The sequence below is a fragment of the Cytobacillus sp. Bva_UNVM-123 genome, from assembly GCF_046351715.2.
Taxonomy (GTDB): domain Bacteria; phylum Bacillota; class Bacilli; order Bacillales; family Cytobacillaceae; genus Cytobacillus.
The window spans coordinates 498,122-514,181 of sequence record NZ_CM177772.1 but is presented as its reverse complement, the minus strand read 5'-3'; the positions used below and the strand labels follow the sequence as shown (position 1 = coordinate 514,181).

Genomic DNA, 16,060 nt, shown 5'->3' with positions numbered 1-16,060 from the left:
ACTTCAATACATTTTAAAGGTGATTGTAGTGAAAAAGGAATCTCCCTAAAAAATAAGAAGCTACCCATTAATCGCTTCGGGCAGCTTCTTACTTTTCAACTAAATACTATAAATTTTAATTCACTGATTGCTTGACAGCCTTCACATCATATAATCCGCCTTCTGAACTGACGATATATTCAGGCTTTGGTTTTCCTAAATTTGCTTTATGTCCGGCAATATGTACTTCACTTGTTTCCCATTTTTTCCAGTATTCTTCTGATTCCCAGTGAATCATGACAAGAACCTCTTCATCTCCACGACGGACTTTTTTCACCATAACACTTAAGTCAATAAATCCTTCCTGCTGTTCAATAATTCCCTCACCACTAAAACGTTCAACAACTTTATGAGCATTTCCCTCTGTCACAACTATTTTCTTAATTTGAACGAACAATCTACACAACTCCAATCCGTATACTTATACTACCTATCTTAGTCGATAATGATTTTCATTGTCAACTAAATATGATTTGTATGAAAAAGAAGGTCGTCAATAACAATTTTTTTGTCAAAGTTCATCCTAATTTATACGCTGAGTTGATTGAAGTGGAAGACGCGTAGACTCCTCGAAAATGCATACTCATTTTCTCGTGCGGAGTTAATTCGGAGATGATTACTCAACGTCCTGCGGGAAATCAACGGACAGTTAATAAGAACATAAAAAATGAGAGAGTCCCTAAAAGTTATACTTTTGGGACACCCTCTTCTAATTCTCTTTATATTTTGACCATGACTTCGGTACCGTCTTTTAATTTAACATCAACAATGACAAGGCCTTTGTAATTCTGGATTTCTTCGAGAATTGGAGTAAGAAAATGCTTTACTATCTTGGGATTTATCGTGATGTTTGGAAACGCCTTTTTTTTGGACTGCTCATGTATCTTCTTATTTATTTGCTCCCAAAGAAAGTTGGAAGTAAGAAACGACTGACAAAGGTGGAGAAAAACATAGGGGACGGGAATCGTAAATCGTCGTTTATTACTTGTTTGAACTTTTACTTTTATCATTGTTATAACCTATTCAATAACGACGGCTACAGTATCACCGTTAGCAGACTGAATGTCGACAATTTTTCCATCTAATTCATTTTCAATCGCATCAATTAATAAATCAATATCCAAATCTTTTACATAGTCTTTAGCTTGTGGTACATTTGAGGCGATGCCGTGGCCAGCTTTTAATACAGCTTTCACGAGTTTAATCGGTAAATTTACTGTTACATTATCATTTTCTTCAGATTTAACTCTGATTTTTAATGTTTTATCTAAATAGGAAGTCGAACCTAGTTGTGGCGAATCTTTTTCTTTTAACACATCAATAAGCTCAGCTGCCTTTTCTGAATCAATTTTTCCTTCTTGCACCATCGTTAATACTTTTGCAATTTCTTCTTTCATTTCTGATCACCCTATTCATTTTTTAATAATTTAATGGCTTCTTCTGGTGTGATTTCACCATTTTCCAGCATTGAAACGATTTTTTCCTCGTCTCGGTCATTTTTCTTCGCTGCTTCCGTTTCATATCCAAGAGCAGAAATAATATCATTTAATTTTCCGCGAACAGTTGGATAAGAAATACCAAGTTCTTTTTCTACTTCTTTAATGCTTCCTCGACAAATGAGAAATGTTTCAACAAATTCAAGCTGCTCCTGAGACAAGGAAGCAATCTTTGACAATTTAAACTTGTTTTCAATTGTCGTATGGCAATAAGAGCACTGTAGCTTCGTAATATGAAGCAAATGACTACAAACGGGACAATTTGTTATCGCAGTATATGTCATAAAATAGTCCTTTCTAAGATTTGACTTAATTATATGATCGTAAATCTCTGGAGTCAATATATAAATTAATTTTATTAATATTTTTTATTTATTTAATTAAAAAAGTTAATTTGATAATTAATTATTTTAATTAAACTACTTCGATTTCGTATTAAAATATAGGCTCTGTTAACCTTGGCTATTGATCTCCGCTCCAATCAACAGGTGCAAAAATCAACAATACCCTTTAGCAAAGCCAAAATATAAAAAAAGCATCACCTTCTCTTCCTTAGGGATGCTTTAAAGTTCTTCCATTATTCATCTTCTAAATCCTGTTCCTGCTTTATCCTTAATTTGTACACATAATACATTGGTATAAGTCCACAAATAAATAATACAACACCTAGTATTAGACCCTCTGTCCAACCAAAGTTTGGGGTAATGGAGATTAAATAGGCAACCGCTAGGACAATGACAGTGAGTACGGCTAAACTAATAATAAATGATTTCTTCGGGTTTTTTAATTCCTTTTCATGTTCTACACTAACACTCATTGATAAATATAAATACACGATAGTTGTTACCATGAATACCATCCATAGTGGGTTTTCACGCATTCCATCTAGTCCACCACGATAGAATTCGTACCCTAGAATACATATGATCCCTAGCGTTTGTACAATATAAGCAATTCGAATATGCTGTAAGTTCCTTAAAATCAGTCTTTCATCTGTTATTTTTTTCACTGAAAATCCTCCTTCTCTACCCAAAATATTTCGTCTAGCTTTGCATCTACGGCATAGCAAATTTGTAAACAGAGCTTTAATGACGGGTTATATTTCCCTTTCTCAATTAAACTAACAGTTTGTCTTGTAATCCCAACCGCATCAGCAAGCTGCTGCTGCGTTAAATCTGCTTTTACACGAGCGACCTTTACATAGTTTTTCATTGCCACCCCTCCGTCATTAATGTAACATATATATTCCTCTATGTAAATTATAAATTACATATTAAGCTGATTTTTTTAAATGAACATGGAACATATAAATAAAAAAACGCCTCCTCATGAGCGCTCATGAGGAGGCGAAATAAGTTATGCCATTTCTTTTGTCGGTCCCATCACACCAGGAACTGTTAAGCCAGCTTGACGAAGCAATACCGTCATTTGTCCACGGTGATGTGTTTGATGATCAATTAAAGCACGTAAAAGCTTGCCGCGAGCAGTTGGGCCTGTAAATCCAGATACTTCTTCAAGTAATGCCTCATCTGTTAATTTAGCTGCTTCATTCTTATACGCTTCCATTGCTTTTTCATAGGCTTCCACAATTTCCTGCACATCTGTTGGAGCTGCTTGTTCACGGCTAGGACCTGGAATGGACAGCCCTGCAAAATGACCAAATGCACCAGCTGCCCCAACTAAATGCCATGCTAACCACCCAAGTGAATTATGGCCTTCAACAATCGATTGATCCAATTTATCATTTGTGATAGCTTTCATGACATTTAATGTTCCTGCTGACGAATTTGTCCAATCCTCTAAAAAATCCTCCACTTTACGATACATATTTATCACTCCATCTTATAAAAATAAGTTGCATATCTTATTTTAACGAATGAATCATGATAAATTCAATTAGTAGACTTCAAAATTCGTGAAGCATGTTAAGTCAACAAAGGAAGCTTATGATTGCTCACTTTGCAATTTGCCATGTTCATCTAATATATATACACTGCCATACTCTGGTAGATATTGAATTCCACTATGACTCTTTAGCTTTTCAGGGAAAAAACTATGTAAGGGAACGAGATAAGGCGAATCAATTTCACTCACAATCCATTGAAGATGATTCGGTGCTGCGTGACCAGAACAAGAAATGGATATTTTTTCGAAAGAAAGCTTTTCTAGAAATTGTTCCATCCGGTAGTAGCTCGGATCAAAATCTCCGAGTGGAACACCGTTCGAATGAATATATAGGCCCTTCTTCCCTTCGAAGTCGAGTAGTTCAAGAATTCTACGATAACTGCTTTGAATAAAATATAAATGACTGTTTTGAATAAGCTCTTGCTTCCTTATCCATTTAATCGACTTTAAACGATTTTCCCACTCCTTCTTCTTGCCTTCTAGTTCTTCTGGCAAATAAACGAGAAAATCATGCTCACATAAATGCTTACTAGCTAAATATGCCGTTTCTGGTTCAAAGACAGCTGTTCTGGTTCAAGACCATTCACTACTTTTTCATTGAAAGACAATTCGCCATCTGTTGGTTTATAAATGCCTGCAATCATGTACAGTGTTGTACTTTTCCCACAACCACTTGGACCTAGAATGGAGACTAGTTTTCCATTTTCAATTAATAAATTTAACTCCTTAACAGCCATAACATCTTGAAATTCCATCGAAAGATTGTTTAACTTCACATTCATGACAGTTTCCTCCCGAAACGAAGCATTTTTAGTTAACGATAATCAGCTTTAGCATTCTTCACTGCATGTTGTGCAGTATTTCATTGTATCTCTCGTCTATTAACGAAAATTTAAGAGAAGGTAAAGATTCATTAAGATTGTGCAAATTTTCTTTAATGAATGTTAAATCAATCCTAGAAAATAATTATGGTAGCCTAATTCTTTATTCAAAATAGACAAAATATGATAAGTTTTTTGGCTATTTTCAATAATGACGTACTCATATTTAAAGTTTAAAATTTCTAGTAGGAGGATATTTTTAAATCGAAAGGGGAATGGGAATATGGGCTATCCAAAAGATTTATTAGCAAGTAGATCGATTATTAAGCATGGGCAATTTGCGCTCATCGCACCTGAGGGGTTAGTTAACAATGTCATACCAGGATTTGAAAATTGCCTCATTTCAATCCTTGGCTCTCCAAAGCTAGGAGCTAACTTTGTCGATTATATTGTGACAATGAAGGAAGGCGGAAAGAATCTTACTGGATTTGGCGGTCAAGCTGATATCCAAACCTTCGTATATGTCATTGAAGGAAAGGTGAAGGCTGCGGCAGGGAAAGAGGATTTTACGCTTGAAGAAAGCGGATACTTATATTGTCCACCAGGGGTAAAAATGTATTTAGAGAATCTTCATGATAGTGATTCGAAGCTTTTCCTATATAAGAGAAAGTATCGTCCACTTGATGGCTCAAAGCCTTGGGTTGTTTCTGACCATGCGAATAACATTGCCTTTAGACAATATGATGACATGCACAATGTTGGAATGAAGGACTTGTTACCAACGGAGCTAACATTTGATATGAATTTCCATATCCTTTCATTCGATCCGGCTGCATGCCATCCATTTATCGAAACACATGTCCAAGAGCATGGTGCCTATCTTTTATCAGGTGAAGGAATGTACAACCTAGATAATAACTGGATTCCTGTGAAAAAAGGGGATTATATTTTTATGGGCGCTTATGTACAGCAGGCAGCTTACGCAGTTGGAAGAGAAAACTTAACTTATGTTTATTCGAAAGATTGCAATCGGGATGAAGAGCTTTAACTTGTATATTCTAAAGATAGTGACAGCAAGAAGAATTTAACGAAAACAAAGGGGATTAAGTATAAAGATGAAGGTAACGAGACAAGAATTAAAGAATTTAATGACAACGAAACTTCACCGTGCAGGTTTAACAGAGGAGCATGCAGCTGTGGTAGCAGATGTGCTGGCCCATGCTGATGCTAGAGGTGTTCACTCACACGGAGCTATGCGTGTTGAATATTATGCAGAAAGAATTTCAAAGGGCGGAACAAATACAGCCCCAAATTTTACTTTTGAAAAAACTGGACCATGCTCTGCCATTTTTGATGGTGACAATGGAGCTGGACATGTTGCAGCAAAACAAGCTATGGAAGAAGCTATAAAAATGGCAAAGGAAAATGGCATTGCGATTGTTGGGGTAAGAAGAATTGGTCATAGTGGTTCTCTCTCCTATTATGTTGAAATGGCTGCAAAGGAAAAATTAATTGGTCTTTCCGTCTGCCAATCTGATCCGATGGTCGTGCCTTATGGGGGCTCAGAACCTTATTACGGTACAAATCCAATTGCTTTTTCAGCACCAGGCAATAATGGCGAGAATATCATTTTTGATATGGCAACAACTGTACAGGCTTGGGGGAAAGTATTACATGCCCGCTCGAAAAATACCCCGATAGAAGAAGGCTGGGCAGTCGACAAAAATGGCGAACCTACAACAGACCCGTTCCAAGTACATTCTTTATTGCCGATAGCCGGACCTAAAGGCTATGGATTAATGATGATGGTTGATATTTTAGCAGGTGTACTTCTTGGCCTGCCTTCAGGCAATAAAGTAACTTCCATGTATCATGATCTAACTGAAGATAGAAACTTAGGGCAGCTTCTGATCGTCATAAATCCAGCATTTTTTACAAATTCAACAGCTTTTATGGAGAATATCACAAAAACAATGAGTGATTTAACAGCGATAAAACCAGCGCCAGGCTTCAAGCAAGTTTTCTACCCTGGTCAAATTAATACAATAAGTGAAATGGAAAGCGATAAAAACGGAATTGAGATTGTTGATGAGGTTTACGAATATCTCATGTCCGAGACGATTCACAATAATAGCTTTGATCATAAAGATCCTTTTGCGAAATAAAATGAAATTTTTTGCACTAAGTTGATTGTATGGAAGGCGCGAAGACTCCTCGAAAATGCATACGCATTTTCTCGTGCGGAGTTAATTCGGAGATGATTATTCAACGTCCTGCGGGAAAAGCGGACAAGTTAATAGGATTATACAAAGAGGGGCGCGCCAAAAGTTATACTTTTGGCACTCCCTCTTTTCATATGCATATCGAGTCAATAATTTAAACAATAGGTAATCTTAATTAACATAATCAGCCGTTTTTTCCTGCTTCACAATCCTTCTTATTTTCTTATGGAAAAAGATCTGAACAATCGAATAAATCATGTTGATTATTAGAAATACCGCTAGGATGATAGATAGATTCGTCTGAAATGGCATATAATCTTCCGTTTGTATTGAGAGTCCCTTTTGGATAGATTTCACCATCCAAATGCTTGGATAGAGCATAATAATAAATGCTATCCATATAATGGGACGATAAACAGTAATAAGCATGTTATTTATTTTCTTTGGTGAATAACCTAGCAGATTCAAAACTAAAATATCTTTCAAGCTATCCTGAAAATTAAGGAGAAGAACGAGATAGATTAATAGGATGCCAATTACACATCCGATCACTTGATTGATGACCCCGCTTATCCGATTGGATACGGCTGCTTGATCAAGCTCATCCAACCGTTGCTCCTTTGTGATCACGTTTGCGTGATCGCCTTTTATTAGCTTTTTACTCCACACCCCCGAATAGGCATCATTTGGGACATTCAACCATTTTGCTAATTGTGTTTTTGAGATATAAACCGTATCTGCTTCTGCATTTTGGGCAATATGGCTTATAACGGCTATTCTTACCTGCCCATTAATCATGAACGTCATCGTATCCCCGATCTGTAATCCGTATAATTCCACGAGTGCTGGGTTAATGATGACATACTCCCCTTTAGGAATGGCTAACCGTTCATTGTTCATGCTCTCTAGTTCAAGCAGTGTACCAGTCGCATTTACCCCAATCACTTGCCTTAAGCCCGTTTTTGCTTCTTCCTCAATAGGGGCTCGTAAGTAATAGACGATTTCACTATCCTCAAGACTGCCATACTGGTAAGAATCGAATCTTGTATTATAGTTATAATGATGTCCCTTCGTCTGCGAGGAAAATACCTTTTGACTACTTAAATTTAACGAAAAGCTCATGATAAATAATGTCGTAACAGCTCCAACAGCAGTAATTGTTAGAAGAATTGTCATAGGCTTCCTCAGCGCTATTCTAATTGAAAATCGACTTTTCTCTGGAAACAAATTTGCCAGCTTGTTTGAAATGGCGATAATGATTCGGTTTTCCTTTTGACTATCTTTACCTGAAATCAGGAGTGCTGCATCCTTTTTGAAAAATTGGCTACACGCCAAAAGTGTAATGACAGCTAATACAATAATGACTAAACAAACACCGTAAAAGAAACTAATAAGATTTATTCCTTTTTGTACTTCTTCAATATTATAGGACGCTTTACTGGCATCAATCATAATATCTGAGCCAAACCAGCCCCCTATTAGTCCGACTAGCGTAGCTACTGAACAAATCATGAACGAAAAGAGGACAAATAGACGACTAATTTCAGTATTTGTGAATCCGAGAGCTTTATAACAGCCGATTTCTTTTTGATGCAGTGTAAAGTAACGCTTATAAAACATATAAAAAACAAACGCGCTTAATAGTAACGACACAATTAAAAAATTATTGGCTAAAATCGTGTTTGATTGTAAGGCTGTTACATATTTTTGTTGATTCTCGCTTAAATCAACTCCCGTTTGCAACAGCTGCTCTATCGCTGGAAGATTCATATCGATCGAAAAACGGACAAAAAAATACATAAAGGATGTCAAGCTAGTTAGCAAAAACAAGATCATCACATAGCTCTTGTTTTGATACATATTTTTAAATGTTTGCTTCCATAAAAGCTTCATCTTTATCTACCCCCACACCATTTTATGTGCAGTTATTGGGTTCTCATTATGCTCATCCTTAATAACAAGCCCATCCTTTAGCGTAATTACGCGATCTGCTGTATCGGCAATTCGTAAATTATGGGTAATAAAAATCGTCGTTACCCCATATTGCTGTTTTATTTCATGTAAAAGAGCAATAACTCCCTTGCTATTTTCTTCATCAAGTGAACCGGTTGCCTCATCACAAAATAATAGATTGGGTTTCTTAATGACAGCTCTCGCAATAGCAACCCGCTGCTGCTGACCCCCCGATAATTGTGAAGGGAACTTATCAAGAATGGTGTCAATCCCCAGCGTTTTTGTCAGCTCCTTATAAGGCAATGGGGTTGTTTTAGGAGACAAACCTAGCCGAATATTTTCCGCTGCAGTTAAATTCGACAACAATAAATAGTTTTGAAAAATATGACTTACTTCATTACGTTTCCATAATGCGAGCTTTTTGTCATTCATCTTCGTTATCTCTTGACCCTTATAAAGGACAGAACCAGAAGTTGGCTGCAATAGCCCAGACATAATATTAAGCAAAGTACTTTTCCCAGAACCACTCGGGCCTAATATAACGGTAAAGGAATTCGCGGCAATCGATAAATCGATCCCTTTCAGAATGGTCTCATAGTTATTAAACTTCTTTATAATCTTTTGTGTTGTGATAATAGAGCTCATACCGGAAGCCCCCTTTCCGAGTTTCCATTCCTCTTATGGGCGTTTTTTTCTATTTCTCTATTAATAAATGCACTATCTTCACAGTAAATGAATGTCTTCTTGTCAACACTCTCAATATAATAAATATCAAATGCTTTAATGCGAAACTGCTTATCCTCATAACTTCCATTTATTCGTTTGTCATGTGACTTGATGGTAGTAATAAGCTGATGAACCGTATCATTCATTTGCGTATATTTCACAATTACCTCTAATTCTTGCTGCTTAGCAAGCTCTTCCAAATGGATAATCAATCATTCTCCCTCCAAGTATATAAGATGTTTTTTATCCTTCAACTCGTAATGAACTAAGATGCCATGGCAAACAACCAAAATACAAATTTCCACCTCATTATAATGGAGAGTCAAAGCAATTGTAAGTAAGAAAAGTGACATTCATTGGGTGATAATGTAAAAACTGGATATTTATCTAACTTCATCATTGAAATCTACTTTGATTTTTTTGAGACTCATTCGCACATAAAAAGGCACTCACTACAAAGTGAGTGCCTTTTAGGTGCGATTTGATTTATTCTGGGACGAGTAACCTGTCCCTATTAGTTTTCTTCTATCTCTTTACGATTTTTCTTAAAGAGCTTCGATAATACTTCATAAACGATTGGAACGATGATTAATGTTAATAATGTTGAGCTTGCTAATCCGCCGATTACGGAAATGGCAAGGCCTTTCGAAATTAGACCTCCACCGCCGTTTCCAAGTGCTAATGGAATAAGCGCTCCGATAGTTGCAATAGCTGTCATAAGGATTGGACGTAAACGTGTTGCCCCCGCTTCTAGAATGGCTTCACGCATGCCCATACCACTTCGTTCCATCCGTACGATGCGATCGACTAATACGATGGCATTCGTTACGATGATTCCGATTAACATTAATAACCCCATCATGACCGAAACAGAAATGGTTTCACCAGCGATTAATAATCCGACAAATGAACCAATGACCGCAAACGGCAAGGAGAATAGAATGGAGAATGGTGCAATCCCTTCACCAAATGTGACGACAAGAATGAAGTATACGATCGCTACTGCAGCCAGCATCGCTACACCTAGCTGTGTAAAGGTTTCATTCATATCTGCAGCTACACCCGCTACTCCAACCGTAACACCTTTAGGCAAATCTAACTTATCAATTTCTTTATCGATTTCAGAAGTTGCTTTGGAAATATCGTTGCCGATGATTTTCCCTGAAACCGTTGCATAATATTCACCTTTACTACGTGCAAGCGTATTTAATGTTGTCCCTTTCTCAACTTTGACTAGTTCAGAAAGTGGCATTTTCGTACCTAAAGCTGTCGGTACTTCTGTTGCTAAAATATCATCTATTGACTTCGGTTGTGCTGCTTGTTCTTGCTGAACAATCACATCAATAGAGTTTCCATTTTTTTCAACTGTCGTTAATACTTCTTTTGTCTTATTCGGGTTTAACATCATAATGATTTGACCTGTTGTTAAACCATATTGTAATAATTCATCTTGGGCAACTTTGAAGGTATATTCAACATATGCATCTTCAGCAGTTGAAGAAACATCCTCGATGCCGTCATTTTTATTCATGACATCTTCTACCATCTTTACAGCTTCATTTAGTTTGTCTAAATCTTCACTGTAGAATGTGTAGCTTGACTCGTTTGTCGACATTCCCATTGAAGAGAAGTTTTGACTCTTCCATTCGCCTGATTGCCCAATATTGAACACATAATCTTCAATATCTTTACGTACTTCTGGGAAGTTATCCATTTCTGGGTCAAAGATTAGGTACATTAATGCACCGCCTCCATTACCACCCATCATTGCAGATGATGTATCGCCTTTCTCTGTAACCGATACTTGTACGATATCAATATCGTCGCGTTTCAATAATTTCTCTTCTACCTCATGAACATTGGCTAATGTATCCTCACGTAGCTCACCTGCTTCTGGAGTATAGGTTAAATACATTACTTTATCTTCTTCACTGCCCATGAAGCTGAAACCAATGAATGGAGTTAGCGCCAAACTGCCACCTAGTAATACAATGGCAATGAGGGAAGTAATCACTTTATGATTAAGTGTCTTTTCAAGAACTCCTTTATACCATTTAGATAATCTTCCAGCTTCTTTATGGCTGCTTTCCGTCTTTTCACTATATAATTTCTTCTTAAATAAGAAGTGTGATAGTGCAGGAACAACTGTAATTGCAACAACTAATGAAGCTCCGAGCGCAAACGACATCGTTAATGCGAACGGCATGAACAATTCTCCGACCATTCCACCTACAAAAATAAGTGGAGCAAATACGGCAACCGTTACTAAAGTTGAAGACATAATTGGTCGGAACATTTCAATTGTCGCTTCGCGAACAAGTGCACGACCTGATAACTTCTCTTCCTTTAAATGCAGTCGACGATAAATATTTTCAACTACGACAATTGAGTCATCAATGACACGACCGATCGCAACTGTAATCGCTCCGAGTGTCATCATATTTAATGTAATATCCAGCCAATTTAATAGCAATAAAGCCATAAAGAGCGAAACTGGAATAGATACGATTGAAATAATGGTTGATTTAAAGTCTCGTAAAAATAACAAAATAATTAATACGGCAATTAAACCACCAAATAAAGCTTTTTCGATCATCGTACTAATCGAATCTTCAATTGGCTTCCCTTGGTCAAGGGAAACATCGATTTTCAGACCATCGATTTTTTTCTGTTCTTCATCAATTAAATCCTTCACACTGTTCACAACATCAACAGTGTTTGCTTGTTGTCCTTTTACAATTTGAATCGCAATGGCATCTTTGCCATTTGTACGTGAAACAGATTGAACCTTCCCAACTACTTCAATGTCAGCAATATCACTAAGCTTCACAAACGGAGATGGATTGGTTGCTGATGGTGTTACAGGGATAAGCATTCCTTTTAATTCATCAGCTGTCATGAACTTACCATCAACCGCTACAGCCTGCTCACCGTCTTTAAACTCGTAAAGACCTAGGGAAACAGCTAAATCACTCGCTTGAATCATTTGTTTAACTGTATCTTCAGTTAAACCAAGCTCTTTCATTTTCTCTTCATTGTAGACGAGCTGAACTTCTTCAATATGCTGACCTGTAATGGTTGCAGATGCAACCCCGTCGATTTTTGCGATTTTTGGAAGTACTACATCCTCTACAGTCGAAGTTAGTTCAACAATATCCTCTTTAGAGCTACTAACACTCAGAGCAACAACTGGCATCATATTCATGCTAATTGCGGTAATGGTCGGTTTTTGAGCTCCTTCCGGTAATGTCACATTATCTAATGCAGATTGTAATGCACGCTTTGCCTCATCCATATCTATGCCATATTCATATTCCACTTGAATACTTGACATATTAGAATATGAATTTGAATAAACAGCTTTTACATTTTCAAGGTTTTCTGCCGCCTTCTCCAAAGGCATTGAAACATCATTCATCACTTTCTCAGGAGTTGCTCCAGGATAAACGCCCATAACCATTAAATATGGAATCGATATATTCGGGATCGTTTCTGTTTTCATTCGTGTGCCTGAGTAAATACCTGACACAGTAATAATAATCGTCAGCAACCATACTGCTAATTTATTTCTCAGGACAAAATTGACTAGACCGTTCACTATGACACCTACCCTTTATTGACTTTTCTAACTCAATTTCTTATAATAATGACCGATTGGTCATTTGTCAAACAATAAGAGGTAGGAGCGATATCAAATAATGAATAAAAAACAATTGATTATGGAAAAGGCTTTGGAGCTTTTTGCGAAGCAAGGGATTGAAGCCACTCCTGTCCAACATATAACCGATTATTGCGGCATTTCGAAAGGAGCTTTTTACTTGTCCTTCAAATCAAAGGACGAGCTAGTTACAGCCTTAATTGACTACTTCATGATGCAAATCATCTCAGATATTGACTATCAAGTCGCAAACATGAAGGATGATGATGAGCTTTTATATAAATTTTATTACACAACCTTCCAGTCATTCCATAAGCATTCAGATTTCGCCAAAGTTTTCGTCAAGGAGCAAACCCAGTCATGTAATAATGAGGAACTCCTTATTAAAATTCGCTATTACAATAGCATAATGGAGAATATTATTTCTTCCATGATTGATCGTCTATATGGAGAAACTGTAGAAGAAACAAAATTTGATTTACTTTATTGCATTAAGGGATTTATGAATACGTATACCGAATTATTTTTCTTTTCTACGTTACCACTAGATTTGGATCTACTAGCAAAATCCCTTGTAGAAAAAACAAATTTGCTTGCGAAGCATACGACCTTACCATTTATTTCAGAGGAGCTTATCCAAATGTATAAGCAACCAATGAATGAAGAAATACCAAAGGAACAAATCGTTAACCTAATTAAAGAAAAAATCGAAGAAATTGAAGAACCGATTGAGAAGGAGTCATTAATCCTCCTAAATCAACAGCTGCTTGATCCGAATTTCAGCCCAGCAATCGTGAAAGGGCTGTATGAAAACATTCGAAATCATCCTCAATGCAAATGGATTTCTTATTTGTTGCGGAGTTATTTTCGATTTTAGTAGAAATGGGCTCAGTTCCCCGACTAAGCCCGCTCATATATTTTTAATTTTAATCACATTATTTATAAGCACGATTATAAATTATTAGATGTTCAACGGAATGAACTCTCACTTTGCTGCTTGATTTAGTTTAGCAAGTTCTTCCTCAATCTGTTTCACATCAATTCGTTCAAACAATGGGTTTACATTGGTTATTTGAGCATTTTCTAGTTGAATAAACTGCCATTTCAGCTCTTTAAGCCCTAACAGCTTCTTTACTTCCTCACTTGAAAAAGGTAAAAAAGGACTTAATAGTTGAATTAAATTTGTAATGATGAGTACACAGTTTGATATGGTATTCTTACATGATTCTGGGTTTATCTTTATATCCTTCCAAGGCTCTCTTTCATCAAAATACTTATTTGCATAGCGAACAAAGGTGAAAATTTCCTCTAGCGCCTGTTTAAAATGTCCGGCTTCAATATTTTTGCCTGTACGGTCATACAATTCTATGATGCTAGCTTTTATTTCTTCATCGATAGTTCCCTTTGGAATAGTATGATAATTTTTTTCTATAAATTTTAATGTTCTATTAATAAAATTCCCATAAGCACCAAGTAGTTCACTATTATGACTATAAATGAACTCCTTCCAGGAGAAGTCAGTATCTCTATTTTCAGGAGCATTGATTGTTAGAAAATAGCGAATTGAATCTGGATCGTATCGCTCTACTATGTCAGGGATCCACACTGCCCAATTCCTACTTGTTGATAGCTTCTTTTTTTCAACTGTAAGGTATTCATTCGAAATAATATGGGTCGGTAATCCTTTTAATTCCGTGCCACTTATAATGGCTGGCCAAATAATCGTATGAAAAGGGATATTATCTTTCCCATGAACATAATATGCTTTTGTTCCCTCCTTCCAAAAGTTATTTTCATTTTGATCATGTTCTGCTGCCCATTGCTTACTTGCTGAATAATAGCCTGAAACAGCTTCTATCCATACATAAACTTTCTTTTCTTCGTATCCTTTTACCGGAATGCTAACACCATTTATTAAATCCCTTGATGCTGCACGATCCTGTAAGCCTTCATTTAAATATCGTTCCGTTAATTGAATGGCATTATGACGCCATTTCCCACTTATTTTTGCTTGTTTTACAAGGCGCTCAAGCATTGACTGGAAAGAGCTCAAAGCAAAATAAAAGTGTTCTGTCTTTTTGATAGATGGCGTTTTTCCGCATAATTTACAAGATTTCCCCAAAAGCTCGATCGGATCTAAAATATTGGAGCAAGCGTCACACTGATCACCTCTTGCTGATTGGCCACAATGGGGACATTTTCCTTCTACATATCTATCCGGTAAAAACAGCTCACAGCTATCACAATACGTTTGTTCAATTTCTTTTTTATAAAGATAACCGTTTTCAAGCAGTGTAAGAAAAATCCCTTGTACGGTTTTATGATGGTTTACTGTATCGGTTCTCGTGTAACAATCATAAGTAAAGCCTAACTTTAAGAAGCATTCTTTAAACTCCTTATGAAAATGATCAGAAATTGCCTTCGGGGTTACGCCTTCTTGCTTTGCTTTAATTGCAATTGGTGTCCCATTACAATCACTCCCTGATACATAGAGAACCTCTTCATCCTTCATACGAAAATACCTCGCCAAAATATCTCCTGGCAATAAGCTTGCAATATGTCCAAGATGTAAAGAACCATTTGCATATGGCCAAGCTCCACCTATAAAAACACCCATGTTTACCACTCCTTTTTTAATTTGGCTCTGTTAAAGGGAATTGTTGATTTTTGCACCTGTTGATTGGAGCGGAAGGTGCGAGACTCCTGCGGGAGGAAGGGACAAGGGAGACCCCGCAGGTGCGATAGCGCCGAGGAGGCTTCCGGACCGCCGCGATCGCTAAGCAACCTGGAGCGGAAATCAACAGCCTAGGTTAACAGAGCCTATAATTTCAAATAAAAAACCCCGCCTTTATCAAAATTGATAAAGACGAGGTATTCATTCGTGGTTCCACTTTACTTTACTAATAGCTCACACTATTAGTCTCTACAAGTACAAAGGGTTTCTACCCTTATACTGTGGCTTTGATAACAAGTGCCAACACTTGTCGCATCCTACTGATTTCAGCATCTCGAAACGTTCAGACCGAGGCTCAGAGACCATTGTTCAATTGAGTGATTTTACCCCTTTTCAGCTGCCGAGGCTCTCTGTAAAAAACAACTTCAATTTACTTTTTCCCTTCAATGCCTTTAAGATATTTCTACTATTATATTTGAGTTGTTACAATTTGTAAATTCAAAAAGTGGTTTTATTAATAAAATTTAGAATCCAAAATTTATTAAAAATAAAGGAACATTTATCCA

General features: G+C 36.8%; 17 protein-coding genes and 1 other annotated feature. Of the genes, 3 read left to right on the top strand and 14 right to left on the bottom strand.

Going from position 1 to position 16,060, the window contains the following annotated elements; all coding sequences use genetic code 11:
- Positions 1-115: 115 nt before the first annotated feature.
- From KDN24_RS02645 to KDN24_RS02605, 9 genes are all read right to left on the bottom strand, one after another.
- A complete protein-coding gene (locus KDN24_RS02645; protein WP_409975153.1) occupies positions 116-436 on the bottom strand; it encodes an antibiotic biosynthesis monooxygenase in 321 nt (106 codons plus the stop codon).
- 322 nt (positions 437-758) lie between these two features.
- Positions 759-1,049, bottom strand: coding sequence for a hypothetical protein (locus tag KDN24_RS02640; protein WP_409975152.1), 291 nt, complete (start codon positions 1,047-1,049; stop codon positions 759-761).
- Positions 1,050-1,058: 9 nt separating this feature from the next.
- Complete coding sequence (locus KDN24_RS02635; protein ID WP_409975151.1) at positions 1,059-1,436, bottom strand: SHOCT-like domain-containing protein; 378 nt, start codon at positions 1,434-1,436, stop codon at positions 1,059-1,061.
- Positions 1,437-1,447: 11 nt separating this feature from the next.
- The gene (locus KDN24_RS02630) at positions 1,448-1,819 is read right to left on the bottom strand and encodes a DUF2089 domain-containing protein (RefSeq protein ID WP_409975150.1); all 372 of its coding nucleotides are present in this window, start codon (positions 1,817-1,819) and stop codon (positions 1,448-1,450) included.
- A 293-nt stretch (positions 1,820-2,112) separates the two neighbouring features.
- On the bottom strand, positions 2,113-2,544 hold the full coding sequence (locus KDN24_RS02625) for a hypothetical protein (RefSeq protein WP_409975149.1): 432 nt from the start codon (positions 2,542-2,544) through the stop codon (positions 2,113-2,115).
- Positions 2,541-2,747, bottom strand: coding sequence for a helix-turn-helix transcriptional regulator (locus tag KDN24_RS02620; protein WP_409975148.1), 207 nt, complete (start codon positions 2,745-2,747; stop codon positions 2,541-2,543). Before KDN24_RS02620 ends, KDN24_RS02625 begins: the two co-directional genes overlap by 4 nt.
- A 144-nt stretch (positions 2,748-2,891) precedes the next feature.
- Positions 2,892-3,362, bottom strand: coding sequence for a DinB family protein (locus KDN24_RS02615; protein WP_409975147.1), 471 nt, complete (start codon positions 3,360-3,362; stop codon positions 2,892-2,894).
- A 117-nt stretch (positions 3,363-3,479) separates the two neighbouring features.
- The gene (locus tag KDN24_RS02610; RefSeq protein ID WP_409975146.1) at positions 3,480-3,935 is read right to left on the bottom strand and encodes a hypothetical protein; all 456 of its coding nucleotides are present in this window, start codon (positions 3,933-3,935) and stop codon (positions 3,480-3,482) included.
- A gap of 38 nt (positions 3,936-3,973) precedes the next feature.
- The gene (locus tag KDN24_RS02605) at positions 3,974-4,222 is read right to left on the bottom strand and encodes an ATP-binding cassette domain-containing protein (RefSeq protein WP_409975145.1); all 249 of its coding nucleotides are present in this window, start codon (positions 4,220-4,222) and stop codon (positions 3,974-3,976) included.
- Between the two features lie 322 nt (positions 4,223-4,544).
- On the opposite strand from KDN24_RS02605, the gene allE reads away from it, so the two are divergent.
- Together allE and allD are read left to right on the top strand one after the other, a co-directional pair.
- Positions 4,545-5,309 (top strand): (S)-ureidoglycine aminohydrolase, encoded by a 765-nt coding sequence (gene allE / locus KDN24_RS02600; protein ID WP_409975144.1) that lies wholly within the window; start codon positions 4,545-4,547, stop codon positions 5,307-5,309.
- Positions 5,310-5,376: 67 nt separating this feature from the next.
- Positions 5,377-6,426: an ureidoglycolate dehydrogenase gene (gene allD, locus KDN24_RS02595; protein WP_409975143.1), complete on the top strand. Its 1,050-nt coding sequence runs from the start codon at positions 5,377-5,379 to the stop codon at positions 6,424-6,426.
- Positions 6,427-6,654: 228 nt separating this feature from the next.
- On the opposite strand, the gene KDN24_RS02590 is transcribed toward allD, so the two are convergent.
- The 4 genes from KDN24_RS02590 to KDN24_RS02575 all read right to left on the bottom strand — a co-directional run bounded on the left by KDN24_RS02590 (position 6,655) and on the right by KDN24_RS02575 (position 12,760).
- The gene (locus KDN24_RS02590; RefSeq protein WP_409975142.1) at positions 6,655-8,376 is read right to left on the bottom strand and encodes an FtsX-like permease family protein; all 1,722 of its coding nucleotides are present in this window, start codon (positions 8,374-8,376) and stop codon (positions 6,655-6,657) included.
- Between the two features lie 6 nt (positions 8,377-8,382).
- Positions 8,383-9,081 (bottom strand): ABC transporter ATP-binding protein, encoded by a 699-nt coding sequence (locus tag KDN24_RS02585; RefSeq protein ID WP_409975141.1) that lies wholly within the window; start codon positions 9,079-9,081, stop codon positions 8,383-8,385.
- The gene (locus KDN24_RS02580) at positions 9,078-9,374 is read right to left on the bottom strand and encodes a hypothetical protein (RefSeq protein WP_409975140.1); all 297 of its coding nucleotides are present in this window, start codon (positions 9,372-9,374) and stop codon (positions 9,078-9,080) included. The genes KDN24_RS02585 and KDN24_RS02580 overlap by 4 nt, the downstream gene beginning before the upstream one ends.
- 302 nt (positions 9,375-9,676) lie before the next feature.
- Positions 9,677-12,760 (bottom strand): efflux RND transporter permease subunit, encoded by a 3,084-nt coding sequence (locus KDN24_RS02575; RefSeq protein ID WP_409975139.1) that lies wholly within the window; start codon positions 12,758-12,760, stop codon positions 9,677-9,679.
- Positions 12,761-12,860: 100 nt separating this feature from the next.
- Between KDN24_RS02575 and KDN24_RS02570 the strand changes: the two genes are divergently transcribed.
- Positions 12,861-13,697 (top strand): TetR/AcrR family transcriptional regulator, encoded by an 837-nt coding sequence (locus KDN24_RS02570; protein WP_409975138.1) that lies wholly within the window; start codon positions 12,861-12,863, stop codon positions 13,695-13,697.
- A gap of 108 nt (positions 13,698-13,805) precedes the next feature.
- Here KDN24_RS02570 and metG read toward each other — a convergent pair whose 3' ends face one another.
- Positions 13,806-15,437 carry a methionine--tRNA ligase gene (metG, locus tag KDN24_RS02565; RefSeq protein ID WP_491348281.1) on the bottom strand — a complete coding sequence of 544 codons (1,632 nt, stop codon included), beginning with the start codon at positions 15,435-15,437 and terminating at the stop codon, positions 13,806-13,808.
- A gap of 242 nt (positions 15,438-15,679) precedes the next feature.
- Positions 15,680-15,950: a binding site (T-box leader), on the bottom strand.
- Positions 15,951-16,060: the final 110 nt, after the last annotated feature.